At 63.7% G+C, this 24774-nt stretch carries 19 protein-coding genes; 3 read left to right on the top strand and 16 right to left on the bottom strand.

Going from position 1 to position 24774, the window contains the following annotated elements:
* Positions 1-25: 25 nt before the first annotated feature.
* From rplW to rpsJ, 4 genes are read right to left on the bottom strand one after another with little or no spacing between them, the layout of a single operon-like run.
* Entirely contained in the window at positions 26-331 is a 306-nt protein-coding gene (gene rplW, locus AC1DES_RS02140; RefSeq protein WP_018773664.1) for a 50S ribosomal protein L23, read from the bottom strand.
* Complete coding sequence (gene rplD / locus AC1DES_RS02135) at positions 328-948, bottom strand: 50S ribosomal protein L4 (RefSeq protein ID WP_476894027.1); 621 nt, start codon at positions 946-948, stop codon at positions 328-330. The genes rplW and rplD overlap by 4 nt, the downstream gene beginning before the upstream one ends.
* 4 nt (positions 949-952) lie before the next feature.
* On the bottom strand, positions 953-1603 hold the full coding sequence (gene rplC / locus AC1DES_RS02130) for a 50S ribosomal protein L3 (RefSeq protein ID WP_264354707.1): 651 nt from the start codon (positions 1601-1603) through the stop codon (positions 953-955).
* A 17-nt stretch (positions 1604-1620) separates the two neighbouring features.
* Positions 1621-1929, bottom strand: coding sequence for a 30S ribosomal protein S10 (rpsJ, locus tag AC1DES_RS02125; RefSeq protein WP_024366135.1), 309 nt, complete (start codon positions 1927-1929; stop codon positions 1621-1623).
* Between the two features lie 396 nt (positions 1930-2325).
* Here rpsJ and AC1DES_RS02120 point away from each other — a divergent pair, with 396 nt between their 5' ends.
* Positions 2326-3753, top strand: a complete 1428-nt coding sequence (locus AC1DES_RS02120; RefSeq protein WP_476894026.1) for a GH1 family beta-glucosidase — start codon at positions 2326-2328, stop codon at positions 3751-3753.
* Positions 3754-3834: 81 nt separating this feature from the next.
* On the opposite strand, the gene AC1DES_RS02115 is transcribed toward AC1DES_RS02120, so the two are convergent.
* The 7 genes from AC1DES_RS02115 to rpoB all read right to left on the bottom strand — a co-directional run bounded on the left by AC1DES_RS02115 (position 3835) and on the right by rpoB (position 16681).
* Entirely contained in the window at positions 3835-3960 is a 126-nt protein-coding gene (locus AC1DES_RS02115) for a hypothetical protein (RefSeq protein WP_476894025.1), read from the bottom strand.
* 143 nt (positions 3961-4103) lie between these two features.
* On the bottom strand, positions 4104-5294 hold the full coding sequence (tuf, locus tag AC1DES_RS02110) for an elongation factor Tu (RefSeq protein WP_024366002.1): 1191 nt from the start codon (positions 5292-5294) through the stop codon (positions 4104-4106).
* A gap of 247 nt (positions 5295-5541) precedes the next feature.
* Positions 5542-7656, bottom strand: a complete 2115-nt coding sequence (fusA, locus tag AC1DES_RS02105; protein WP_476894024.1) for an elongation factor G — start codon at positions 7654-7656, stop codon at positions 5542-5544.
* Between the two features lie 69 nt (positions 7657-7725).
* Positions 7726-8196 (bottom strand): 30S ribosomal protein S7, encoded by a 471-nt coding sequence (rpsG, locus tag AC1DES_RS02100; RefSeq protein ID WP_011692813.1) that lies wholly within the window; start codon positions 8194-8196, stop codon positions 7726-7728.
* Position 8197: 1 nt separating this feature from the next.
* Positions 8198-8572 (bottom strand): 30S ribosomal protein S12, encoded by a 375-nt coding sequence (gene rpsL, locus AC1DES_RS02095; protein WP_011692814.1) that lies wholly within the window; start codon positions 8570-8572, stop codon positions 8198-8200.
* Positions 8573-9142: 570 nt separating this feature from the next.
* Positions 9143-13042 carry a DNA-directed RNA polymerase subunit beta' gene (locus tag AC1DES_RS02090; protein WP_476894023.1) on the bottom strand — a complete coding sequence of 1300 codons (3900 nt, stop codon included), beginning with the start codon at positions 13040-13042 and terminating at the stop codon, positions 9143-9145.
* 120 nt (positions 13043-13162) lie between these two features.
* Positions 13163-16681, bottom strand: coding sequence for a DNA-directed RNA polymerase subunit beta (gene rpoB / locus AC1DES_RS02085; protein ID WP_476894022.1), 3519 nt, complete (start codon positions 16679-16681; stop codon positions 13163-13165).
* Between the two features lie 480 nt (positions 16682-17161).
* Here rpoB and AC1DES_RS02080 point away from each other — a divergent pair, with 480 nt between their 5' ends.
* Together AC1DES_RS02080 and AC1DES_RS02075 are read left to right on the top strand one after the other, a co-directional pair.
* Positions 17162-18361, top strand: a complete 1200-nt coding sequence (locus tag AC1DES_RS02080; protein ID WP_476894021.1) for an acetyl-CoA C-acetyltransferase — start codon at positions 17162-17164, stop codon at positions 18359-18361.
* A gap of 22 nt (positions 18362-18383) precedes the next feature.
* On the top strand, positions 18384-18872 hold the full coding sequence (locus tag AC1DES_RS02075; RefSeq protein WP_476894020.1) for an aminoacyl-tRNA deacylase: 489 nt from the start codon (positions 18384-18386) through the stop codon (positions 18870-18872).
* 27 nt (positions 18873-18899) lie between these two features.
* On the opposite strand, the gene AC1DES_RS02070 is transcribed toward AC1DES_RS02075, so the two are convergent.
* From AC1DES_RS02070 to AC1DES_RS02050, 5 genes are all read right to left on the bottom strand, one after another.
* Positions 18900-20759, bottom strand: coding sequence for a bifunctional metallophosphatase/5'-nucleotidase (locus AC1DES_RS02070; protein ID WP_476894019.1), 1860 nt, complete (start codon positions 20757-20759; stop codon positions 18900-18902).
* Between the two features lie 233 nt (positions 20760-20992).
* Positions 20993-21367, bottom strand: coding sequence for a 50S ribosomal protein L7/L12 (gene rplL, locus AC1DES_RS02065; protein ID WP_476894018.1), 375 nt, complete (start codon positions 21365-21367; stop codon positions 20993-20995).
* A gap of 76 nt (positions 21368-21443) precedes the next feature.
* Positions 21444-22046: a 50S ribosomal protein L10 gene (gene rplJ, locus AC1DES_RS02060; protein ID WP_476894017.1), complete on the bottom strand. Its 603-nt coding sequence runs from the start codon at positions 22044-22046 to the stop codon at positions 21444-21446.
* 311 nt (positions 22047-22357) lie between these two features.
* Complete coding sequence (locus tag AC1DES_RS02055) at positions 22358-23467, bottom strand: GNAT family N-acetyltransferase (RefSeq protein ID WP_476894016.1); 1110 nt, start codon at positions 23465-23467, stop codon at positions 22358-22360.
* Between the two features lie 168 nt (positions 23468-23635).
* On the bottom strand, positions 23636-24763 hold the full coding sequence (locus AC1DES_RS02050) for a GNAT family N-acetyltransferase (RefSeq protein ID WP_476894015.1): 1128 nt from the start codon (positions 24761-24763) through the stop codon (positions 23636-23638).
* Positions 24764-24774: the final 11 nt, after the last annotated feature.

Here is a 24774-nt window from a genome sequence, read left to right as displayed (position 1 = left end):
TATTTCCTCGTTAAAGTGGTCTCCGCTACGAGAGCGGACCGCCGAAGATGTCGATAGTGCCTTCTTTGAGGCTCACAATTGCACGCTTGGTGTTCTTGCGGGTACCCCATCCGAATTTGGTGCGCTTGCGCTTACCGGCACGGTTGATGGTGTTGATCGATTCGACCTTGACGGAGAAAATCTTCTCCACGGCCAGCTTGATCTCGGTCTTGTTCGAGCGGGGGTCCACCAGGAAGGTGTACTTGCCCTCGTCGATCAGGCCGTAGCTCTTTTCCGAGACGACGGGTGCAAGCACGACGTCGCGCGGGTCTTTGATGGTGGCTGCGCTCACTTGGCATCCTCCTCGGTCTTTGCAGCCTTGTCAGCAACGAATGCTTCGTAGGCAGCCTTGGTGAAGACTACGTCGTCGGAAACGAGAACGTCGTAGGTGTTCAGCTGGTCTGCGTACAGAACGTGAACATCCTCGAGGTTGCGCACGGACAGTGCTGCAACATCGTTGGCGCGGTCAATGACGACGAGCAGGTTCTTGCGCTCGGAGATTCCGCGCAGCGTTGCCAGGGCTTCCTTGGAGGACGGCTTGGAGCCGGCAACCAGGTCAGCAACAACGTGGATGCGTCCGTTACGGGCGCGGTCAGAGAGAGCGCCGCGCAGTGCAGCAGCAATCATCTTCTTGGGGGTGCGCTGGCTGTAGTCACGCGGCGTGGGGCCGTGGACAACGCCACCACCGGTCATGTGAGGAGCACGGATTGAACCCTGACGGGCGCGGCCGGTGCCCTTCTGCTTGAACGGCTTGCGGCCAGCACCGGAAACTTCGGCGCGGGTCTTGGTCTTGTGGGTACCCTGGCGAGCAGCAGCGAGCTGGGCAACGACGACCTGGTGCAGCAGCGGCACGTTGGTCTGTACGTCGAAGATCTCTGCAGGCAGGTCAACCTTGACAGTGCTAGTCATTGAACTAGGCTCCCTTCACGGCGGTGCGTACGAGTACGACCTGGCCGCGGGCGCCGGGGACGGCGCCCTTGATCAGGAGCAGCGACTTCTCGACGTCAACCGCGTGGACCGTAAGGTTCAGCGTGGTGTGACGAACGGCGCCCATGCGGCCGGCCATTTTCATGCCCTTGAAGACGCGGCTCGGGGTGGATGCGCCACCGATTGAACCGGGCTTACGGTGGTTCTTGTGTGCACCGTGGGAAGCTCCAACGCCGTGGAAGCCGTGACGCTTCATAACACCGGCGAAGCCCTTACCCTTGGTGGTGCCAACGACGTCGATCTTCTGGCCGGCTTCGAAGAGCTCCACGGAGAGCTCCTGGCCCAGCTCGTAAGAGTCAGCATCTGCAGTGCGCAGTTCTACGACGTGGCGGCGAGGCGTGACGCCTGCCTTTTCAAAGTGACCAGCCAGCGGCTTGGTGACCTTGCGGGAATCGATCTGGCCGTAGCCGATCTGAACGGCGACATAGCCATCAGTTTCTGCGTTGCGCAGCTGCGTGATGACGTTCGAGTCAGCCTGGACCACAGTGACGGGGATGAGCTTGTTGTTCTCGTCCCAGACCTGGGTCATGCCGAGCTTCGTGCCCAGCAGGCCCTTTACGTTACGGGTTGCGGTCATAGTCTCTCAGCACCTCCCTACAGCTTGATTTCGATGTTCACGTCGGCCGGCAGGTCGAGACGCATGAGCGAATCAACAGCCTTGGGCGTGGGGTCGATAATGTCGATCAGACGCTTGTGAGTACGCATTTCAAAGTGCTCACGGCTGTCCTTGTACTTGTGCGGAGAGCGGATGACGCAGTAGATGTTCTTCTCCGTCGGAAGCGGCACGGGGCCAACTACCGTGGCGCCTGCGCGCGTGACCGTCTCAACGATCTTCCGTGCTGAAGAGTCAATGACCTCGTGGTCATATGACTTCAGCCGGATGCGGATTTTTTGTCCCGCCATGTCGCCTGACTCTCTTTCAGTCTGTGCTTCCCCTGTTTGGGGCTGCCCTGTTTACTTACACGTTGTGTGGCTGCCGAAGCATTTGAAGTCGTGACTACCACCCGCCGCACAAGCTGAATCCGGATGAATCCGGGTTCCTCAACCTGCCGGCGTAACCGACCCCCGCGGTCGGGCGTGTCGCGCTTTTCACGCGTACTCGTCCGCAGTTCCATGGGGAGTGGGTTATGTTTGGTCTCTTACTTGGACCCTGACATCCGGCATTATCCGGATCGGGACGCGAAAGAGCGCTTGAACAACTCATCTAGTATGCCGGAATTTACGGGCAGAAGCGAATCAGCAACGGCAGCGGGCCCTGTGGTCATTGCACTGAGCAACACCCGAATGGATGATGGGGACATGACTGTGCAGGATTCTGTAGCAGTTCAGGCCCTCGCCGCACGCCTGAGCCCCAACTTCACCCTCGGCGTGGCCTCGGCGGCTTTCCAGATTGAAGGGGCCCTCTCGGCGGGTGGGCGCGGGCCGTCCGGCTGGGACGCTTTTTCCGAGAAACCCGGCAGCATCCTGGACGGGCACTCCCCCGCCGTGGCCTGCGACCACTACAACCGGGCTCCGGAAGACATCGAACTCATGCGGACCCTCGGCGTTGACTCCTACCGGTTCTCCCTCTCCTGGCCGCGGATCCAGCCCGACGGCACGGGCCCCTTCAACGAGGAGGGCCTGGACTTCTACGACCGGCTGATCGACCAACTGCTCGAAGCCGGCATCTCCCCCATGGCCACTTTGTACCACTGGGACACACCGCTCCCCCTCGAGCACCGCGGCGGCTGGATGAACCGTTCCACCGCGGAACGCTTTGCCGAGTACTGTGCGGCCGCCGGCAAACGCTTCGGGGACCGCGTGGCGCAGTGGGTGACCCTGAACGAACCGGTCTCCGTGACCCTCAACGGCTACGCCCTGGGCGTCCATGCACCCGGCCACGGCCTCTTGTTCGACGCGCTGCCCTCAGTCCACCACCAGCTCCTGGGCCATGGCCTGGCCGTGCAGGCGCTGCGCGCCGCGGGCGTCACGGGGACCGTGGGGGTGACGAACCTGCACGCGCCGGTCCGGCCGGCTTCCCGGTCCATCACCGACCGGCTCCTCGCAAGGGTCTTCGACCTCATGCTGAACAGGATCTACGCCGACCCGATCCTCCTGGGACGCTATCCGAAGCCCCCGCTCGTCGCCAGGCCGTGGTTCCGTTCACTCGGCAGGATCTCCGATGCGGACCTGGTGGATATCCACCAGCCGCTCGACTTCTACGGCGTGAACTACTACTACCCCGTGAAGGTCGCCACCGGGCGCGGCACCGGCGCCAGCCCGGCCGGCAACGCGGATGCCATGCTGAAGATGCCGTTCCATCTGGCAGATTTCCCCGAGTACGGGACCACCGGATTCGGCTGGCCGGTCGCGCCGGACCACCTCGGTGTCCTGCTCCGCGAGCTGAAGGACCGCTATGCCGGGTCGTTGCCGCCGCTGTACATCACCGAGAGCGGTGCCAGCTTCCCGGAACCCGAGCACGTGACCGGGCCGATCCCGGACGCGGAGCGGATCAGCTACCTGGCGGCCCACCTCCATCATGCACTGGAGGCCACCGCGCCCGGGGGCATAGCCGAGGACGTCGATCTCCTGGGCTATTACGTCTGGACCCTCATGGACAACTTCGAGTGGGCCGCCGGCTATTCGCAGCGCTTCGGCCTCGTGCACGTGGACTTCAAGACCCTCAAGCGCACGCCCAAGGAGTCCTACTACTGGTACCAGGCGCTCGCCCGAGCGCGGAGGGCTTGACGCGCAGGACCGCCGCGGCCAGGGCAGAGGCGGCCAGACAGGGTTCGGCACCGCAGGGTTCGAGGCCGCAGATCCCGGAGGCTACTGGTTCCTGTTCGCGCGGTTGATGCGTTTGGCACGCTCGATCTCATGGCGGAAGTGCTTCTTCGCCCACAACACGCCGGCGACCACAACGGCGGCCACCAGCAGAAAAATCAACCAGCCCATCGTGAGCTCCCTTCGTTGCCTGTAACGGTAGCAGGAAGTTAAAGCGAACAGCCCCGCTGCCAGTGCAGCGGGGCTGTTCCAATCTTCACGGTGGCCGTCAGACGGCCGGCCCGGTCAGAGAGCTAAACACAGATCAGCAAGTATTACTTGAGGATCTTGGTAACGCGTCCCGAACCAACGGTGCGGCCGCCTTCGCGGATAGCGAAGCCGAGGCCCTCTTCCATAGCGATCGGCTGGATGAGCGCAACGGTCATCTCAGTGTTGTCGCCAGGCATAACCATTTCCGTGCCTTCCGGCAGGGTGATAACGCCGGTTACGTCCGTGGTGCGGAAGTAGAACTGCGGGCGGTAGTTGGAGTAGAACGGGTTGTGACGTCCGCCTTCGTCCTTGGAGAGGATGTAGACGTTGGCTTCGAAGTCGGTGTGCGGGGTAATGGAACCCGGCTTGACGACAACCTGGCCACGCTCAACATCGTCACGCTTCAGACCGCGGAGCAGGAGGCCACAGTTCTCGCCGGCCCATGCTTCGTCGAGCTGCTTGTGGAACATCTCGATACCGGTAACCGTGGTCTTCTGGACCGGGCGGATGCCGACGATCTCGACCTCAGAGTTGATGGCGAGGGTTCCACGCTCGGCGCGGCCCGTTACAACGGTGCCACGGCCGGTGATCGTGAAGACGTCTTCGATCGGCATCAGGAACGGCTTGTCACGGTCACGTACGGGGTCCGGAACAGACTCGTCGACAGCTTCCATGAGGTCCTCGACGGACTTGACCCAAACCGGGTCGCCTTCGAGAGCCTTCAGACCGGAAACGCGCACAACCGGAGCGTTGTCGCCGTCGAAGCCCTGAGCCGAAAGCAGCTCGCGGACTTCCATTTCGACGAGGTCGAGGAGCTCTTCGTCGTCAACCATGTCCGACTTGTTCAGTGCGACCAGCAGGTAGGGAACACCAACCTGGCGGGCGAGCAGAACGTGCTCACGGGTCTGAGCCATCGGGCCGTCAGTGGCGGCAACCACGAGGATTGCACCGTCCATCTGTGCAGCACCGGTGATCATGTTCTTGATGTAGTCAGCGTGACCGGGGGCGTCTACGTGTGCGTAGTGGCGCTTCTCGGTCTGGTACTCAACGTGGGAGATGTTGATGGTAATGCCGCGCTGACGCTCTTCGGGAGCAGAGTCAATGGACGCGAAGTCGCGCTGCTCGTTGAGTGTCGGGTACTTGTCGTACAGCACCTTGGAAATCGCGGCCGTCAACGTCGTCTTACCGTGGTCAACGTGACCAATGGTGCCGATGTTAACGTGCGGCTTAGTCCGCTCGAACTTTGCCTTTGCCACAGGTTCCTCCTAGAACGTTTTCAAATGACTTACCCTCCGGCCGCGCTTGTCGCGGCAGAAACTTCAGTAAGTCTACTTGGGGGGCTTTGGATTGGTGAAATTGCAGATTCAGGAACTAATACTAGTCCCTCGAGCCTGTTCGCGCAGATGGCCGGATTTCGGTCAGGCCGGAAGCCGGCCATCTACACCAGGTGAATCTCCGGGATCGGAAACGCACCCGAGTTTGTTGCTGCGATAGCCCTAGGGACTACTCGCCGCGGTTCTTCTGGATGATCTCGTCGGCAAATGCCTTCGGGACCTCGGCGTAGCTGTGGAACGTCATGGAGTACACAGCGCGGCCCTGGGTCTTCGAGCGCAGGTCACCGATGTAGCCGAACATGCCGGACAGCGGGACGTGCGCGCGGATGACCTTGACGCCCTGGGCATCTTCCATGGACTGCATCTGGCCACGGCGGGAGTTGAGGTCACCGATTACTTCACCCATGTATTCCTCAGGGGTGCGGACCTCGACATCCATCAGCGGTTCGAGCAGGATGGGGTTCGCCTTGCGTGCGGCTTCCTTGAAAGCCATACGCCCGGCGATCTTGAACGCCATTTCCGAAGAGTCGACATCGTGGTAGGCGCCGTCAATCAGCGTGGCCTTGATGCCGACAACCGGGTAGCCGGCGAGGACGCCGTCGTTCAGCGCATCCTGGATACCGGCGTCAACCGAGGGGATGTATTCCCGCGGTATACGCCCACCGGTGACCTTGTTCGAGAACTCGTACAGCTCGCCCTCGGACGTGTCCAGCGGCTCGATCGCGATCTGGATCTTTGCGAACTGGCCGGACCCACCGGTCTGCTTCTTGTGCGTGTAGTCGTGACGCTCTACAGCACGCTTGATGGTTTCGCGGTAGGCAACCTGGGGCTTGCCCACGTTTGCCTCGACCTTGAATTCGCGGCGCATGCGGTCCACCAGGATGTCCAGGTGGAGCTCGCCCATGCCGGCGATGATGGTCTGACCGGTGTCCTCGTTGAGGGAGACCTGGAAGGTCGGGTCCTCAGCGGAGAGCTTCTGGATGGCCGTGGAGAGCTTCTCCTGGTCACCCTTGGTGTTCGGCTCGATCGCAACAGAGATCACGGGCTCCGGGAAGCTCATGGACTCGAGGACGATCTGGTTGCTCGGATCACACAGGGTGTCGCCCGTGGTGGTGTCCTTCAGACCGATCGCTGCGTAGATGTGGCCGGCGGTAGCGCCGTCAACGGGCATTTCCTTGTTGGCGTGCATCTGGAACAGCTTGCCGATGCGCTCCTTCTTGCCCTTGGTGGAGTTGACCACCTGGGAGCCTGCTTCCACGTGACCGGAGTACACTCGGATGAAGGTGAGCTGACCGAAGAACGGGTGCGTGGCAATCTTGAACGCCAGAGCCGAGAACGGCTCATCGGCGGAGGGCTTGCGCGTCAGTTCCTTTTCTTCGTCGCGGGGATCGTGACCGATCATCGGCGGGACGTCGAGCGGGTTCGGCAGGTAGTCCACGACAGCGTCAAGCATCGGCTGGACGCCGCGGTTCTTGAATGCGGAGCCGCAGAAGACCGGGTAGAGCTCGGAGTTGATCGTCATCTTGCGGATGCCGGCCTTGAGCTCGTCGGTGGTGATTTCTTCACCTTCGAGGTACTTCTCCATGAGCTCTTCGGAGGACTCAGCAACGGTCTCAACGAGCGTTGCGCGGTACTCTTCAGCCTTTTCCTTGAGGTCAGCCGGGATCTCCTGGATCTCGTACTTGGCACCCATGGTGACGTCACCCTTGGAGTCGCCGGGCCAGACCAGTGCGCGCATGTAAAGCAGGTCGACGACGCCGATAAAGTCGTTCTCGGCGCCGATCGGCAGCTGCATGACGAGCGGCTTGGCACCGAGGCGGCTGATGATGGTGTCGACGGTGAAGTAGAAGTCAGCGCCGAGCTTGTCCATCTTGTTGACGAAGCAGATGCGCGGGACGTTGTACTTGTCAGCCTGGCGCCAGACAGTCTCGGACTGCGGCTCCACGCCTTCCTTGCCATCGAACACGGCAACTGCACCGTCGAGGACGCGCAGGGAGCGCTCAACCTCAACCGTGAAGTCAACGTGGCCGGGGGTGTCGATGATGTTGATCTGGTTGTTTTCCCAGAAGCAGGTCACGGCGGCAGACGTGATGGTGATGCCGCGTTCCTTTTCCTGTTCCATCCAGTCAGTCGTCGAAGCGCCGTCGTGCGTTTCGCCGATCTTGTGGTTCACACCTGTGTAGAACAGGATGCGCTCGGTAGTAGTGGTCTTGCCGGCGTCGATGTGGGCCATGATGCCGATATTGCGGACCTTGCTAAGGTCGGTAAGCACGTCCTGTGCCACGGTGTCTCCCTTTCGGATGGACTGCACGTTCGCCGCCGGCTCGGTAGAGCCGGCGGCGTCCGGGAAGTTTTACCAGCGGTAGTGTGCGAAGGCCTTGTTGGACTCGGCCATCTTGTGGGTGTCTTCGCGACGCTTCACAGCGGCACCGAGACCGTTCGAGGCATCCAGGATTTCGTTCTGGAGGCGTTCGGTCATGGTCTTCTCGCGGCGGGCCTTGGAGTAGCCGACCAGCCAGCGGAGGGCGAGTGCCGTGGAGCGGCCCGGCTTGACCTCAACCGGGACCTGGTAGGTGGCGCCGCCGACGCGGCGGGAGCGGACCTCGAGTGAAGGCTTGACGTTCTCCATGGCCTTCTTGAGGGCTGCAACCGGGTCGCCGCCGGACTTGGCGCGAGCACCTTCGAGGGCACCGTAAACGATGCGCTCTGCGGTGGACTTCTTGCCGTCAACCAGCACCTTGTTGATCAGCTGGGTGACCAGCGGGGAGCCGTAAACGGGATCTAGAACTAGCGGCCGCTTGGGGGCCGGACCCTTGCGAGGCATATTACTTCTTCTCCATCTTTGCGCCGTAGCGGCTGCGGGCCTGCTTACGGTTCTTGACACCCTGGGTATCGAGGGCGCCACGGACGATCTTGTAACGGACACCCGGAAGGTCCTTCACGCGGCCGCCACGTACGAGCACAATGGAGTGCTCCTGAAGGTTGTGGCCTACACCGGGGATGTAAGCGGTGACTTCAACGCCGCCGTTGAGGCGCACACGTGCAACCTTACGCAGGGCCGAGTTCGGCTTCTTCGGGGTGGTCGTGTAGACGCGGGTGCAAACACCGCGGCGCATCGGGCTGCCGTTAAGCGCGGGAGCCTTGGTCTTTTTGACCTTAGGCGTGCGGCCCTTGCGGACCAGCTGGTTAATCGTAGGCACTCTCGTGTTCTCCGTTTTATCCGGAGCGGCCGTTGGCAGCCGCTCTCTTGTCGCTGCGCCCCGCCGCTCGAGCTTTGAAGATCTCTCCAGAGCAGCTGAGGCGAAGCCTTAATAGTCGGGCCGCACACCAGGTCCTCAAGGACCTGCGTCCCGAATTGCCCTTAGGCATGCGAAAATGTGGCATACGTTGCACAAGAACCCTGCAAACCGGAAACGTCGTCCTGGTTCAGCCTTTCAGCTTCCACCGGCGCACTCATCCACTGCCACAATAACAATTAGTCTCTAGTCTAACACGGGCAGCCCCCAGCCCTTAATCGGGCTCTCCTCCCCCATCGGTTGCTCCGTTGTCGCCGTTGTGGGGACTCAAAAGGGCGACAACGGAGCAATCGACGGGTTCCCAGGTCGAGCTTGCGAGGCGAGGGGCCGGCGGGGAGCAATCGACGCGTTAAACGGGGACGGTCCCCCACCTTGCGGTGCGGGACCATCCCTTCGGCGCCTGTGACTGCCAGGGCAGAGCGGCCGGGTCCCTACGTGGCGCGGAACGCCACACGTAAGGACCCGCCCTGCCCGTTAGCGGAAGTCGCTGCCCAGGTCGTAGTCATCCAGCGGGATGGCGTGGAACTCGGGAGCCCCGTCGCCGCCCAGGCTGTCGTAGGAGAAGTCACTGAATGCGCTGGGGCCGGTGAACAGGTTGGCCTTTGCTTCCTCAGTGGGCTCCACGGTGACCTCGGTGTAGCGCGGGAGACCCGTGCCGGCCGGGATGAGCTTACCGATGATGACGTTTTCCTTGAGGCCGAGCAGCGGATCGCTCTTGCCTTCCATGGCCGCCTGCGTCAGGACGCGGGTCGTCTCCTGGAAGGAAGCTGCGGACAGCCAGGACTCGGTCGCCAGGGACGCCTTGGTGATACCCATGAGCTCAGGACGGCCGGAAGCCGGCGTCTTGCCCTCGGATACAACACGGCGGTTGGCATCCTCGAAGCGGCTGCGCTCGGCGAGCTCGCCGGGCAGCAGATCCGATTCGCCGGACTCGATGACCGTGACGCGGCGCAGCATCTGGCGGACGATAACCTCGACGTGCTTGTCGTGGATACCGATGCCCTGGCTGCGGTAAACGCCCTGGACTTCGTCCACCAGGAACTTCTGCGCGGCACGGGGGCCCATGATGCGCAGAACCTGCTTGGGGTCGACCGGACCGTTGATGAGCTTCTGTCCGACGCTGACGTGATCGCCGTCTTCGATGAGGAGACGTGAACGACGCAGCACCGGGTAGGCGATCTCTTCGGATCCGTCGTCCGGGGTGATGACCAGGCGCATCTGGCGCTCGGACTCTTCGATGGCGATGCGGCCGGCTGCTTCAGCAATCGGCGCAACACCCTTCGGAGTACGGGCTTCGAAGAGCTCCTGGATACGGGGCAGACCCTGGGTGATGTCGTCGCCGCCGCTGGAGGAAACAGCACCACCGGTGTGGAACGTACGCATGGTCAGCTGGGTACCCGGCTCACCGATGGACTGTGCGGCGATGATGCCCACGGCCTCTCCGATGTCGACGGTCTTACCCGTGGCCAGTGAACGGCCATAGCACAGGGCGCAGGTGCCGACGCTGGACTCACAGGTGAGTACGGAGCGGACCTTGACCTCGGTGATGCCCGCTGCGAACAGTTCGGCAATGACAACGTCGCCGCAGTCAGTGCCGGCTGCTGCCAGGACCTTGCCCTTGGAGTCAACGACATCCACGGCCAGGGTACGGGCGTACGCGCTGTTCTCGACGTTCTCGTCCAGGACCAGCTCGCCGTTAGCATCAGCCACAGCGATCGCCGTCATGAGGCCGCGCTCGGTGCCGCAGTCCTCTTCACGGACGATGACGTCCTGCGACACGTCCACCAGGCGACGGGTCAGGTAACCCGAGTTGGCGGTACGCAGCGCAGTGTCGGCCAGACCCTTACGGGCACCGTGCGTGGCGATGAAGTATTCCAGCACCGACAGGCCCTCGCGGTAAGAGGACTTGATCGGACGCGGGATGATCTCGCCCTTAGGGTTGGCCACCAGGCCACGGATACCCGCGATCTGACGGACCTGCATCCAGTTACCACGGGCACCGGAGGACACCATGCGGTTGATCGTGTTCATCGGGGACAGGCTGTCACGCATCGCCTGGGCGATCTCGTTCGTTGCCTTGTTCCAGATCTCGATGAGTTCCTGGCGACGCTCGTCGTCGTCGATCAGGCCCTTGTCGTACTGGCCCTGGATCTTAGCGGCCATGGTCTCGTAGCCGGCGAGGATCCGCGGCTTGTCCTTGGGCACCTCGATGTCCGAGATGGCGACGGTAACGCCGGACCGGGTGGCCCAGTAGAAACCGGCATCCTTCAGGTTGTCCAGCGTTGCCGCCGTGATCACCTTGGGGTAGCGCTCGGCGAGGTCGTTGACGATCGTCGACAGTTCGCCCTTGTCCGCAACGTTCTCAACCCAGGGGTAGTCCGCGGGCAGGGTCTCGTTGAAGAGGACCTGGCCCAGGGAGGTCTGGACGAGCACGGTCTGACCCGGCTCGTAGCCTTCCGGGGCTTCCCAGCCGGCGTAAGGGACAAAGCCCTTCAGCCGGATCTTGACCTGGGAGTTCAGGTGCAGCTCGTGCAGGTCGTACGCCATGATGGCTTCCGACACCGAGGAGAAGATCCGGCCCTCGCCAGCTGAACCGACACGCTTGGTGGTCAGGTGGTAGAGGCCGATGATCATATCCTGCGACGGCAGGGTCACCGGACGGCCGTCAGAGGGCTTCAGGATGTTGTTCGAGGACAGCATCAGGATGCGTGCCTCAGCCTGCGCTTCGGGGCTCAGCGGCAGGTGGACTGCCATCTGGTCGCCGTCGAAGTCAGCGTTGAAGGCGCCACAAACCAGCGGGTGAAGCTGGATTGCCTTACCTTCAACAAGCTGCGGTTCGAACGCCTGGATGCCGAGACGGTGCAGGGTGGGTGCACGGTTCAGCAGCACGGGGTGCTCGGTGATGATCTCTTCGAGGACATCCCAGACCTGCGGGCGGTAACGCTCGACCATCCGCTTGGCCGACTTGATGTTCTGTGCGTGGTTGAGGTCAACCAGGCGCTTCATCACGAACGGCTTGAAGAGCTCCAGGGCCATCTGCTTCGGCAGGCCACACTGGTGCAGCTTCAGCTGCGGGCCGACGACGATGACCGAACGGCCCGAGTAGTCAACGCGCTTGCCGAGGAGGTTCTGGCGGAAACGGCCCTGCTTGCCCTTGAGCATGTCGCTCAGGGACTTCAGCGGACGGTTGCCCGGTCCGGTGACCGGACGGCCGCGGCGGCCGTTGTCGAAGAGGCTGTCAACAGCTTCCTGAAGCATGCGCTTCTCGTTGTTGACGATGATCTCCGGGGCACCGAGGTCAAGCAGGCGCTTGAGGCGGTTGTTGCGGTTGATCACGCGGCGGTAGAGGTCGTTGAGGTCGGAGGTCGCGAAGCGGCCGCCGTCCAGCTGGACCATCGGGCGCAGTTCCGGCGGGATCACCGGGACGGCGTCCAGCACCATGCCGAGCGGGCTGTTGTTGGTCGTCAGGAACGCGTTGACCACCTTGAGCCGCTTCAGGGCGCGGGTCTTGCGCTGGCCCTTGCCGTTGGCAATGATGTCGCGCAGCATGTCCGACTCGGCCTGCATGTCGAAGTTCTCAAGACGCTTCTTGATGGCCTCGGCACCCATGGAGCCTTCGAAGTACATGCCGTAGCGGTCGCGCAGTTCGCGGTACAGGCCTTCGTCACCTTCAAGGTCAGCGACCTTGAGGTTCTTGAAGCGGTCCCAGACCTGCTCGAGGCGCTCGATTTCAGCATCGGCACGCTTGCGGACGTTCGCCATCTGGCGATCAGCGGAGTCGCGAGCCTTCTTCTTGTCGGCAGCCTTGGCGCCTTCGCCTTCGAGACGGGCAAGCTCGTTCTCAAGGTCGCGGGCGATCGTGGCGATGTCGGAGTCGCGGTTGTCGATCAGCTGCTTCTTCTCGATGTCGTGCTCAACCTGGAGGTTGGGCAGTTCTTCGTGGCGGCTGTCGGCGTCGACGCTCGTGATCATGTAGGCAGCGAAGTAGATGACCTTTTCGAGGTCCTTCGGCGCCAGGTCAAGGAGGTAGCCCAGGCGGGACGGAACACCCTTGAAGTACCAGATGTGCGTGACGGGGGCGGCCAGCTCGATGTGGCCCATGCGCTCACGGCGCACCTTTGCACGGGTGACCTCAACGCCACACCGCTCGCAGATGATGCCCTTGAAGCGCACGCGCTTGTACTTACCGCAGTAGCACTCCCAGTCGCGGGACGGGCCGAAGATCTTCTCGCAGAAGAGGCCGTCCTTCTCAGGCTTGAGCGTGCGGTAGTTGATGGTTTCCGGCTTCTTAACCTCGCCGTAAGACCAGCCACGGATGTCTTCCGCGGTGGCGAGGCCGATCTGCATGAGGCCGAAGGAGGATTCGCTGGACATATGGTCCCTGTTCTCTCTTGTTCTCTAAATTCTGAAGTCTTGGGTTACGGGAAGAGGGAGGTGATGCCCGGGGAAAAGGCAGCGCGGCGGGGCCGCTTGCTTTTCCCCGGACGTCACCTGCTAAACCTCTTCTACGGAACTGGGCTCTGCACGAGACAGATCGATGCCCAGTTCTTCCGCAGCCGTGAAGACTGCGTCATCAGAGTCACGCATTTCAATTGTGGTTCCGTCCGTGGAAAGCACTTCCACGTTCAGGCACAGCGACTGCATTTCCTTGATCAAGACCTTGAAGGACTCAGGAACGCCCGGCTCGGGGATGTTCTCGCCCTTGACGATGGCTTCGTAGACCTTCACACGACCGTGGATATCATCGGACTTGATCGTGAGGAGTTCCTGGAGCGTGTAAGCGGCGCCGTAAGCTTCGAGCGCCCACACTTCCATTTCACCGAAGCGCTGGCCACCGAACTGTGCCTTACCACCCAGCGGCTGCTGCGTGATCATGGAGTACGGGCCGGTGGAGCGGGCGTGGATCTTGTCGTCCACCAGGTGGTGGAGCTTCAGGATGTACATGTAGCCGACCGAGATCGGATCCGGGAACGGCTCGCCGGAGCGGCCGTCGAACAGGCGGGTCTTGCCTGAGGAGTTGATCAGGCGGACACCGTCGCGGGTGACGTTGGTGGAGTCGAGGAGACCAGTAATTTCCTCTTCACGCGCACCGTCGAAGACCGGCGTTGCAACAGTGGTCGAGCCACTCTCGCGCGGCAGGTTCGGCAGCTGCTTGACCCACTCGGGCTCGCCTTCGATCTTCCAGCCGGTCTTGGCAACCCAGCCGAGGTGCGTTTCCAGCACCTGGCCGACGTTCATACGGCCCGGAACACCCAGCGGGTTCAGGACGATATCAACGGGGGTGCCGTCGGCAAGGAAGGGCATGTCCTCGATCGGGAGGATCTTGGAGATAACACCCTTGTTGCCGTGACGGCCGGCGAGCTTGTCGCCGTCGGTGATCTTGCGCTTGGCGGCCACGTACACGCGCACCAGCTGGTTGACGCCCGGGGGCAGCTCGTCGTCGTTGTCGCGGTCGAAGACGCGGACACCGATGACGGTGCCGGACTCGCCGTGCGGAACCTTCAGGGAGGTGTCGCGCACTTCGCGGGACTTCTCGCCGAAGATGGCGCGCAGCAGGCGCTCTTCCGGGGTCAGCTCGGTCTCGCCCTTGGGCGTGACCTTTCCGACCAGGATGTCGCCGGCTTCAACCTCGGCACCGATGTGGATGATGCCACGCTCGTCCAGGCCTGCAAGGACTTCCTCGGACACGTTGGGGATGTCACGGGTGATTTCCTCGGCACCAAGCTTGGTGTCGCGGGCATCGATCTCGTGCTCCTCGATGTGGATGGAGGAGAGAACGTCCTCGGCCACGATGCGCTGGGACAGGATGATGGCATCCTCGAAGTTGTGGCCTTCCCATGACATGAATGCCACGAGCAGGTTCTTACCGAGGGCCAGTTCGCCCTGGTCCGTTGCCGGGCCGTCAGCGATGATGCCGCCGACCTCCAGGCGCTGGCCTTCGTTCACCAGGACACGGTTGTTGTAGCAGTTGCCCTGGTTGGAACGGGCGAACTTGTTGATCCGGTAGTTGGTTTCCGTACCGTCGTCGTTGAGCATGATGACCAGCTCAGCGGAGACCTCGGTAACCACACCTGCCTTCTTCGCGATGGTGACGTCACCGGCGTCGACGGCAGCGGCGCGCTCCATGCCGGTACCGACGAACGGCGCCTCGGAACGGACCAGCGGCACGGCCTGGCGCTGCATGTTGGCACCCATGAGTGCGCGGTTGGCGTCGTCATGCTCAAGGAAGGGGATCAGGGCGGTCGCCACGGACACCATCTGGCGCGGGGAGACATCCATGAACTCGACGTCGGCGGCGGGAACCAGCACGGGCTCGCCTCCACCACCGCGGGCACGGACCAGGACAGTCTCTTCGGCGAACTTCTTGTTCTCGTCGAGCGGAGCGTTGGCCTGTGCAATCAGGACCTCGGCTTCGTCGTCGGCCGTGAGGTACTCGACCTCATCGGAGACAACGCCCTCGGACACGAGACGGTAAGGGGTCTCGATGAAGCCGAACGGGTTGATCCGCCCGTAGGAAGCCAGCGAACCGATCAGGCCGATGTTCGGGCCTTCAGGGGTTTCGATGGGGCACATACGTCCGTAGTGGGACGGGTGGACGTCTCGGACTTCCATGCCGGCACGGTCACGGGACAGACCGCCGGGGCCCAGCGCGGACAGGCGTCGCTTGTGGGTCAGACCCGACAGCGGGTTGTTCTGGTCCATGAACTGTGAGAGCTGGGACGTTCCGAAGAACTCCTTGATGGCTGCCACGACGGGGCGGATGTTGATCAGCGTCTGCGGCGTGATGGCCTCGACGTCCTGGGTCGTCATACGCTCGCGGACAACGCGCTCCATGCGGGACAGGCCGGTGCGGACCTGGTTCTCGATGAGCTCGCCGACGGCGCGGATGCGGCGGTTGCCGAAGTGGTCGATGTCATCGATCTCGACGCGGAGTTCGTGTTCCTGGCCGTCGCGCTTGCCCATGAGGGTCTTCTCACCGGCGTGCAGTGCAACGAGGAACTTGATCATGGCGACGATGTCCTCAACGTGCAGGACAGAGGCTTCCTTGTCACCAAGGGAGCGGTCGATGCCAAGCTTGCGGTTGATCTTGTAACGGCCAACCTTGGCCAGATCGTAGCGCTTGGAGTTGAAGTACAGGTTGTCCAGCAGGGACTGGGCAGCCTCGACCGTGGGCGGCTCGCCCGGCCGCAGCTTCCGGTAGATGTCCAGCAAGGCGTCTTCGCGGGTTTCGGTGGCGTCCTTCTCCAGCGTCGCGCGCATGGAGTCGTACTGGCCGAATTCCTCGAGGATCTGGCCCTCGGTCCAGCCGAGCGCCTTGAGCAGCACCGTGACGGACTGCTTGCGCTTGCGGTCGAGGCGAACGCCGACCTGGTCGCGCTTGTCGATTTCGAGTTCGAACCAGGCGCCGCGGGACGGGATGATCTTCGCGGTGAAGATGTCCTTGTCGCTGGTCTTGTCCGCGGTGCGCTCGAAGTAAGCACCCGGGGAACGGACCAGCTGGGAGACGACGACACGCTCAGTGCCGTTGACGACGAAGGTGCCCTTCTCGGTCATCAGCGGGAAGTCACCCATGAACACGGTCTGCTGCTTGATTTCGCCCGTGTTGTTGTTCATGAATTCGGCCTTGACGTACAGCGGAGCCGAGTACGTTGCGTCCCGGTCCTTGCACTCGGCCATGGTGTACTTCGGGTCAGCGAACTCCGGCTCGGAGAAGCTCAGGGACATGGTGCCCTGGAAATCCTCGATCGGGGAGATCTCTTCGAAGATGTCGGACAGGCCGGAGGAGGTGGCGACACTGAGGTCGCCTTCTTCGACGGCCTTCGCCACGCGGGCCTGCCAGCGTTCGTTTCCGACCAGCCAGTCGAAGCTGTCCGTTTGCAGGGCGAGCAGATTCGGAACATCGAGAGGTTCGTGAATCTTTGCGAATGAGAGCCGGCGGGTTGCACCATCGGTGCTGTCGGCATTGATAGCGGTTGCAGCGTTGTTTACATTAGAGGTGCTCGAGGCGACCAAGAGGGATCCTTCCACAGACCTTCAGGCGTTTTCAGATCTCCCCCGTTATGCAACCTGCAGAATGACTCCGCAGTGCTACCAGTCCGGTTCCGCTATATGACCCGGGACCCGTGCTGCCCATGCTGGTGCACGTTGTAGACGGCACATTGATGGAGCAGCTGTCAGGCTAAGCCCACCGCTATATGAAGGCTGAAGGTAAACAGGGAAGACGCAAATATCTACGATACGGCAAAGCAACCTACTTGTCTACCCCACTTCCGGTCCGATTGCAAGCACCACCCCGGCGTCACCCGCCGCCGGGACTTCCGACGTCACCCGCCGCGACTTGCGGCGCCGGCTGGCCGGACGCGGCCGGCGCCAGCTGGCTGCCGCAGCCGGCGACACGGCCTCACGTGCAGGCGGCCCGCGCAGTCGAATGGCTAGGTGATGGGGCTCACGATAACCTAGGCGTAAGCCCTCAATGATCGGAAGAGATAAACCATGAGCAACTCCGCGGACAACAACGATGTTGTCATCCTCGCCGCCGCCCGCACGCCCCAGGGCCGCCTCAACGGGCAGCTGGCAAGCTTCACGGCCGTCGAACTCGGCGCCCATGCCATCCGGGCTGCCCTCACGGCCAGCGGAGTGAAAGCCGAGCGGGTGGACGCCGTCATCATGGGCCAGGTCCTGCAGGCAGGCGCGGGCCAGAACCCCGCCCGCCAGAGTGCCATCGCAGCCGGCATCGGCTGGAATGTGCCCACGGTCACTATCAACAAGGTCTGCCTGTCCGGTCTCACCGCCGTGATTGACGCCGCCCGGATGATCCGCAGCGGCGACGCGACCGTCGTCGTCGCCGGCGGCCAGGAGTCCATGACCCGGGCCCCGCACATCCTGCCGGGCTCCCGGCAGGGCTGGATGTACGGCACTGTGCAGGCGCTCGACGTCGCTGCCCACGATGGTCTGACCGATGCGTTCGACGGGCAGTCCATGGGCCTGTCCACGGAGACCAAGAACCTCACCCTCGGCATCGACCGGACCTCCCAGGACGCGGTCGCCGCGGCGTCGCACCAGCGGGCTGCCCGGGCCGCCAAGGACGGCGTGTTCGACGTCGAGATCGCGCCGGTCAGCGTCAAGCAGCGCAAGGGCGATCCGATCGTCCTGACGTCGGACGAGGGCATCCGGCCGGACACCACGGTCGAGTCGCTGGCAGGCCTGCGCGCTGCGTTCGTCACCGACGGCACCATCACGGCAGGCAACTCCTCTCCCCTGTCCGACGGCGCCGCCGCCCTCGTACTGACGTCCCGCAGGTTCGCGGAGGACAACGGCCTGGAGTATCTCGCCGTGGTCGGCAAACCGGGCCAGGTTGCCGGGCCGGACAACTCGCTGCACTCGCAGCCGTCCAACGCCATCAAGAGCGCCCTCGACAAGGCCGGATGGTCTGCCGCGGACCTCGACTTCATCGAAATCAACGAGGCCTTCGGCTCAGTTGCGGTGCAGTCGCTGAAGGACCTCGCCTACCCGCTGGAGAAGTGCAACATCCACGGCGGTGCAATCGCCCTCGGACACCCGATCGGCGCGTCGGGCGCCCGGCTGGCGCTGCACGCGGCCCATGAACTGAAGCGGCGCGGCGCGGGCAAGGCCGCCGTGTCCCTCTGCGGCGGCGGCGGCCAGGGCGAAGCCCTCCTGCTCTTCCGCGACTGATCTTCCGGAACCGGGCGGGCCGATGACAGGGAAGATGCGGGGCGGCGCCGGCCGGGACCGGTTCCTGGCCGACGCCGCGGCCCGGGGCTTGGAAGTGCAGGTCGTGGAGCGGCTGGCGGCCAGCAGCCTTGATGAGGCGGCACGGATCCTGGGCATCCAGCCCGCGGATATCGTCAAATCCCTCGTGGTCAAACACAAGGACGGCAGCTTCCTGTTCGCCCTGGTCCCGGGCGACCGGCAGATTTCCTGGCCCAAGCTCCGCAAGCTGGTCGGCGTCAACAAACTCTCGCTCCCTACGGCCGAGACCGCCTTCGAGGCCACCGGGTACGAGCGCGGCACCATCACACCGCTCGGCAGCACTTCGCCCTGGCCCGTCTACGCAGACCTGACCCTCACCGGACGCCGGATCTCCATGGGTGCCGGGGAGCACGGCTACAGCGCCTTCGTCGACGCCGATGCCCTGACGGCGGCCCTGGACGCTGTCGTCGCGGACATCACCGAACCCAACTAGCCCAGGCGGGTTAAGACCGACGCGGGGTCACGTCTGGGGCGTGACGGTGAGCGGCCGCCCGTTCACGGTCAGGCGCCAGTTGTCCCGGCTGAACACGGCGACGTCCAGGGTACCGCGGTCCACGACGTAGTCAATGATGCGCTGCCGGATTTCCTGCTGGCTGTTGGAGAGCACCGGGGCCGTTTTCACGCCCGGGAAATTGCCGCCGCCGCTCTGGCGGTAGTTGTTGATGGCCATGGCGAATTCCTGCTCCGGGGCCAGCGCCTTGCCGCCGTAGGCCAGCCCGACAATGCGGTCCCCCGCGGGCCGGGCGAGGTCGATCTCGTAGTCCAGCGGGGCATCCAGGCCGTAGACGACGTCGTAGTTGTAGTCCGGAGTGCCGTTCGGGGCTGTGGCCGTCACGGCGTTCGTCACATCCGCAGCGCGTGCCGTGGTAGTGCTGACAGGCCTGAAATACTGCGCGGACCACTCCAGGTACGCCTTGACCTGGGCCCCGGTGACCTTAATGGACAGAAGCGTGTTGTCAAAGATGTAGAGCCCTGCCACGTCGCGGATCGTCAGCGGACCGGCTTTGACGTCCACCTCGCGGGAGAACGCGGCGGCAATGGACAGGACCGGGAGTCCGGCGTTCGGGCCGCCGGCGAGTTCGGCCTTGATGGTGCTGGCCTGGACGTAGTTGATGGCGTCAATCGCGGCCGAGTCCTGCCAGCAGGCGGTGGCCGTGCTCAGGGGCGCAGTGGACGTTCCGATCACCGCGTTCACGTACTTCACCGTGGCGTCATGCCCCGCCTGGACGGCACGGACCACAGCAGGATCCGCGTCCACCGTCTTGGCGTCCAGGAGGTGTGAGTGCGCGGAGATCACGGTCCACTGGCCCTTCTCCCTGGCCAGCTCAAGGTCCATGACGGAAACGCGCATGCCCCACTTCAGGGGCTCTGCCAGGAGCACCTGCCTGCCGGTGTCCTTGTTGGTGACGAAGCGCTCCGGAATCTCAAGGTGGGCATGGCCCACCAGGATCGCGTCGATTCCGGGGACCTCCTCGGCCAGCTGGGTGGAGGCGTTCTCGGGGAACGGCAGGGCATCGCCGTACGAGGATCCCGGCGTCGCGCCCGAATGGCTGGAGACAATCACCACATCGGCACCCGCGGCCTTCATTTCCGGGATGACCTTCCTGGCCTCCTCCACGATCCCGTTGAAGTCCAGCCGGCCTTGGACGTTGTCGCGGTCCCACAGCGCACAGCCGGGGGTCACGAAGCCGACCAGCCCCACGGTCACCCAGCCATTGCCGGTCTTGACGCGCTTGAGGACATACGGGGTGAACGCCCGGCTGCCCGTCGCGGCGTCGCGGACGTTGGCGCCGAGCAGGGGGAAGTCCAGCTGCCCCTCCCACGTGCGCAGCAGCGGTATGCCGTAGTTAAACTCGTGGTTGCCCAGGCAGACGGCGTCGTAGCCCACCGAATTCATGGCCAGGGCCATGGGGTGCTTGACCGTCGCGGAGATCGGGTTGATCTTGGCGAAATAGTAGGCCAGTGGCGTGCCCTGGATGGTGTCCCCGGCATCGATCGTCAGGGTGTTGGCCGCGCCCCGCTCTGCCCGCATGGCTTTGATGAGCGTGGCGGCCTGGGCGATCCCGATCCGGTTGCTGGCGGAGTCGGAGTAGGGGACGTTCTTGAAGTAGTCCCAGTTGAAGACGTTGTTATGCAGATCGGTGGTGCCGAGCACCGTCAGCGTGAACTGCTTCCCGCCGCCGGCCCGGGTGTCGGACCCGGCGGCGGGTCCGGCGTGGGCGGCGGCGGCGCCGGCCAGGGTGGCGGCCGCGGCGCTCCCGCCCACGAGGGCTGCGGTGAGCATGGCGCGGCGGGACAGTGGAATGTTCGGGTCCGTCATTGTGTGTGAACTCCTCAATGTTGGTGGCCGGTCGGCACAAAGCCACAGTCTAGGGTCGCCCACACCCACTAGAACAGAGAGTTCACAATCTCTTTGGCAATGCTTTCGGTTCCGTCCGCTCCGGCCCGGCCCGATCCGGCCCCGAACGCAGGAAACCCCGCCCACCTGGGTGGACGGGGTTTCCCGGAGCAGAGCGGCAACCCGAACGGATCGGGGTTCCCGGACCGATCGAGTTACTTGAGGGTAACGCGTGCGCCAGCCTCTTCGAGCTGAGCAACAGCCTTCTCGGCAGCTTCCTTGGTGACACCTTCGAGGATGGCCTTCGGGGCGCTGTCGACAACGTCCTTGGCTTCCTTGAGGCCCAGGGACGTGATTGCACGAACTTCCTTGATGACTGCAATCTTCTTGTCGCCCGGGTGCTCGAGGATGACGTCGAATGCGGTCTGCTCTTCTTCTTCTGCAGCAGCGCCGGCAGCGGGGCCAGCAACAGCAACGGCAGCGGCCGTAACTTCGAAGGTCTCTTCGAAGAGCTTGACGAACTCAGAGAGCTCGATGATGGTCAGTTCCTTGAAAGCTTCAATGAGCTCTTCGTTGGTGAGCTTCGCCATGGTGTGGCGTCCTTCCTATAGTGGTGATCGGCGGCCTGGGCCTTGCCTTCACACCGGAGTCTTGGTGAGAAGAGAGTTAGTTCTCTTCGGGGGCTGCGGCTTCAGCCGGAGCTTCAGCCTCTACTGCTGCATCTGCGGTGGCTTCGGCCGGAGCTTCTTCAGCGGCGGGCGCCTCGGCTTCAGCCGGAGCACCGTTCTCTTCTTCAAGCTTGAGGCGCAGCGCGTCGATGATGCGTACAGCAGCGGCAGCAGGAGCCTTGAGGATGCCTGCAACCTTGGCGAGCTGCAGCTCGCGGGACTCGAGTGCTGCCAGGGCAGCAACTTCGCTGGCGTTCAGTGCCTTGCCCTCGAAGTAACCGGTCTTGATGACCAGCTGCTTGTTGGCCTTGGCAAAATCCGTCAGGCTCTTGGCAGCGGCAACTGCGTCACCCTTGATGAACGCGATTGCAGTGGGGCCGGCGAGCTGGCCGTCGAATGCTTCGACACCAGCTTCCTTGGCTGCAATTGCGGTCAGGGTGTTCTTGACGACCGAGAATTTGGTTTCCTGGCCGAGAGAAACACGCAGCTGCTTGAGCTGTGCAACGGTGAGCCCACGGTATTCGGTCAGGACAGCGGCGTTCGATTCCTTGAAATCGTTAGTGATCTCAGCTACTGCTGAAACCTTGCTAGGCGTTGCCATAACCCTCCTTCCGGGGATAGTGCCGGTGATTCCGGGTCCCCGCTCAGATGAGCTAAAACTAAAAAACGCCCCGCGCAGATGCACGGGGCTTGTCTCGACGCGGTCAATGACTGCGGAGCTTTGCTTCGTTCACCTGCGCCGGCCGCCCTACGTTCAGGGTCCTTCGTCTGGAGATCCACTGCACCTCCCCGGCGCGACTGCAGAAGTGAGCCTTGCTTGGGAGAGTGGATTTCCAACAACCGACGGTCTTTGGTTTTCCCAGCTTACGGGACACGTTGCGTCTGCTCCAAATCGGGCATGGCCGTCCCGACTCAGCTGACGGTGGGGCCAAAGTCCGGCAGTTCCTTCTGCCAGATGCCGGTCACGCCCGCAGTGGTGAATCCGAGCTGCTGGTTGACCTTGAGCAGGTAGCGGTTCTCCGGCGCGTTCCAGGTGTAGAGGACCCGGGCGTCCGGGAACTGTTCGGTGAGCCGTTCCATGTTGGCGACCTTGATCAGCAGGCCCAGCTTGTTGCCCCGGTGCTCTTGGAGCACCACCGTGTCGTCCTGGAACACCACATCCGGGCGGAGAGCCAGCACGCTGATCGTGGTCAGGCCCACAAGCGTTGCGCTGGCAATGTGCTCGACGGCGGTGACCACCGTCCGGCGCCCCTGCGCGATGGCGACCTCTTCCGCCTCTCGGAGGATGCCGCCGTCGAACACCATGTCTTCCGGCTCCACGCCCGGGACCCCGTCCTCGCCGGCCCTGTTTTCGAGGGCCGCGACGGCCTCCAGCCACTGGTCCGGGCACCTGTCCGTCCAGTGGTGCAGGCGGTAGCGGCCGCCGTTGGCTTCGTTGGCCTCGGCCTCCAACTCGGCGACAAGCTTGCTGTCCAGTGGAAGGGCGCGGGAGCTGAACTGCTCGATGTGCTGCAGGGTGTAGCCGGTGAGCCTGGCAAATTCGACCTCGCGGCTGCCCAGCGGAACGAAGCCGAGCCCGCTGCCGGGGACCAGCTGCTCGGCGTCGCCGTCGGTCAGCGAAGCGCCCGGATGGTTGGTGTCGATCAGGATCGTGTGCCGCCCCTCATCGCGGGCAAAGTGCTCCGCCGCTTCAAGCAGCTGCCGGCCCACCCCTTGGTGCCGGAACTCCGGAAGGATGTCGAGGGTGAATTCGGCCAGATCAAGGTTGTCTACGAGGGGCAGGGCGATGTCCGCGGTTCCGACGATGTCTCCCCGGATCTTTGCCACGAGGATCACCTGGCGCTCGTAGGGGTCCGCCATCTCAAGCAGCTTCTCCTGCGGGGCATAGGCGAGGTCGTCGCTGCCCCAGGTCTGCATGCGCACCTTGCGGCCGACTTCGACGGCGGCAAGAAAGTCGGCGGCGTCCGGCCCGTCGAGGGAATCGGGTATCCAGAGCTGTTCAATCCGTACGTCGTTTGCCATTGAGGGCATCATCCCAGCCGTTCTGCCGCCCACCATCGGTGCCGGAGGCCCGGCACAGGCCGGGCTTTCAACCGTCAGCATATGCCGGTTTACTCCGGCATTCCATGGGTGACCTCGGGCTCCTCCCTGCCGGGCGTCGGGCTGACGCCGTCGGCCGACGCGCCGGGGTCATTCACGGGCGGCGGCACCCTCCGTGGCGGCGGTGCGCTGCCACTCGCCGTCGTAGCCTGCCGGCCGGAACCCGAGCGCAATGTTGATGGCCAGCATGTGGTCGTTCTCGGCGGCGTTGAAAGTGGTGACACGCCTCACCGCCGGGTAGCCGGCGAGGAGCACGCGCAGATTGCGAATCTTCACCATCATGCCGAGCCGGTGGCCGCGGTGGGCGCCGGCGACAAGGGTGTCGTCCTGGCTGGCAAGCCACGGCTTGGCGTCCGTGAGCTGGAGGACGGAGTACGCCGCCAGCTCCCCGGTGGTCCGGTGGCGCGCCGCAGCCACGAGGGAGGTCAGCCCTGCCAGCCGCCACGTGTCCTGGACGTGCCGGACACGGGCAGCATCCCAGGTCTCTGCTTCATAGCTGAGACCGCCGCTCGGCGCGTCCGTGCTCATGCGCGACATCAGCAGTGCGAGCTGGTCGAGGTACTCGTCAGGGCACTCATCCGTCCAGTGCAGCAGCTCGTACTCCGCCGCTTTGCGCCGCGCGTCCTCCTCCAGTTCGTCCAGGACTGCCGCGGCCGCGGGCAGCTCAAGGCTGCTGAATCGTTCCACCTGCTCCAGCCGGTACCCTGCCGTCAGCGCGAAGCGCACTCCGGGCGCCCCGGCGGGCAGTGCTCCCGAGCCGGTCGCGGGCTTGACCAGGGCGGCGCCCGCGCCGGGCTCATCGGGGTCGAAGGCTGCGGGATGCTCCGTGTAGCCCTGAAGAATCGTGCGGCCTTCCGAGGTGGCCAGCTCCTCGATGTGGCGGAGGAGGGCCGTGCCGATCCCGCGGCCCGCGAAGCCATCGAGGACCTCGACCCTTACGAGGGCGACGCACAGGTTCTCCTGCAGCCAGAACCGGACGAACGATCTGGCAACCATGCGGCCGTCCTGGCGCACGAAGAACTGCCGCAGCCGGGTGTAGGGGGTGTCCTGCCAGTACTGGAGCCGGGCCGCCGGGGAAGCGCCGCGGTCCAGGCTGCCCCAGGTCTGCAGCACCACGGCGTCGCAGAGTTTCGTGAACTCCAGGAAGTCCCCGTTGTCCGGGGCGTGGAGGGCTGCCGGGAGATTAAGGGGTTCTATGAGGTACAGCGCTGTCGTCACCGGGTCAGCTT

This window comes from Arthrobacter sp. 05T442 (assembly GCF_056395945.1).
The sequence above is the reverse complement of the archived record's forward strand: the minus strand, read 5'-3'. Positions and strand labels throughout refer to the sequence as shown.

Excerpts from the sequence above, each read along its gene's own strand:
- AC1DES_RS02075 (WP_476894020.1), top strand. The coding sequence starts at position 18,384 with ATGACAGGGAAGATGCGGGGCGGCGCCGGCCGGGACCGGTTCCTGGCC.
- rplL (WP_476894018.1), bottom strand. The coding sequence starts at position 21,367 with ATGGCGAAGCTCACCAACGAAGAGCTCATTGAAGCTTTCAAGGAACTG.
- rplD (WP_476894027.1), bottom strand. The coding sequence starts at position 948 with ATGACTAGCACTGTCAAGGTTGACCTGCCTGCAGAGATCTTCGACGTA.
- AC1DES_RS02080 (WP_476894021.1), top strand. The coding sequence starts at position 17,162 with ATGAGCAACTCCGCGGACAACAACGATGTTGTCATCCTCGCCGCCGCC.
- rplJ (WP_476894017.1), bottom strand. The coding sequence starts at position 22,046 with ATGGCAACGCCTAGCAAGGTTTCAGCAGTAGCTGAGATCACTAACGAT.
- AC1DES_RS02055 (WP_476894016.1), bottom strand. The coding sequence starts at position 23,467 with ATGGCAAACGACGTACGGATTGAACAGCTCTGGATACCCGATTCCCTC.
- AC1DES_RS02070 (WP_476894019.1), bottom strand. The coding sequence starts at position 20,759 with ATGACGGACCCGAACATTCCACTGTCCCGCCGCGCCATGCTCACCGCA.
- rpsJ (WP_024366135.1), bottom strand. The coding sequence starts at position 1,929 with ATGGCGGGACAAAAAATCCGCATCCGGCTGAAGTCATATGACCACGAG.
- AC1DES_RS02115 (WP_476894025.1), bottom strand. The coding sequence starts at position 3,960 with ATGGGCTGGTTGATTTTTCTGCTGGTGGCCGCCGTTGTGGTCGCCGGC.
- rpsG (WP_011692813.1), bottom strand. The coding sequence starts at position 8,196 with ATGCCTCGCAAGGGTCCGGCCCCCAAGCGGCCGCTAGTTCTAGATCCC.
- AC1DES_RS02090 (WP_476894023.1), bottom strand. The coding sequence starts at position 13,042 with ATGTCCAGCGAATCCTCCTTCGGCCTCATGCAGATCGGCCTCGCCACC.
- AC1DES_RS02120 (WP_476894026.1), top strand. The coding sequence starts at position 2,326 with ATGACTGTGCAGGATTCTGTAGCAGTTCAGGCCCTCGCCGCACGCCTG.
- rplC (WP_264354707.1), bottom strand. The coding sequence starts at position 1,603 with ATGACCGCAACCCGTAACGTAAAGGGCCTGCTGGGCACGAAGCTCGGC.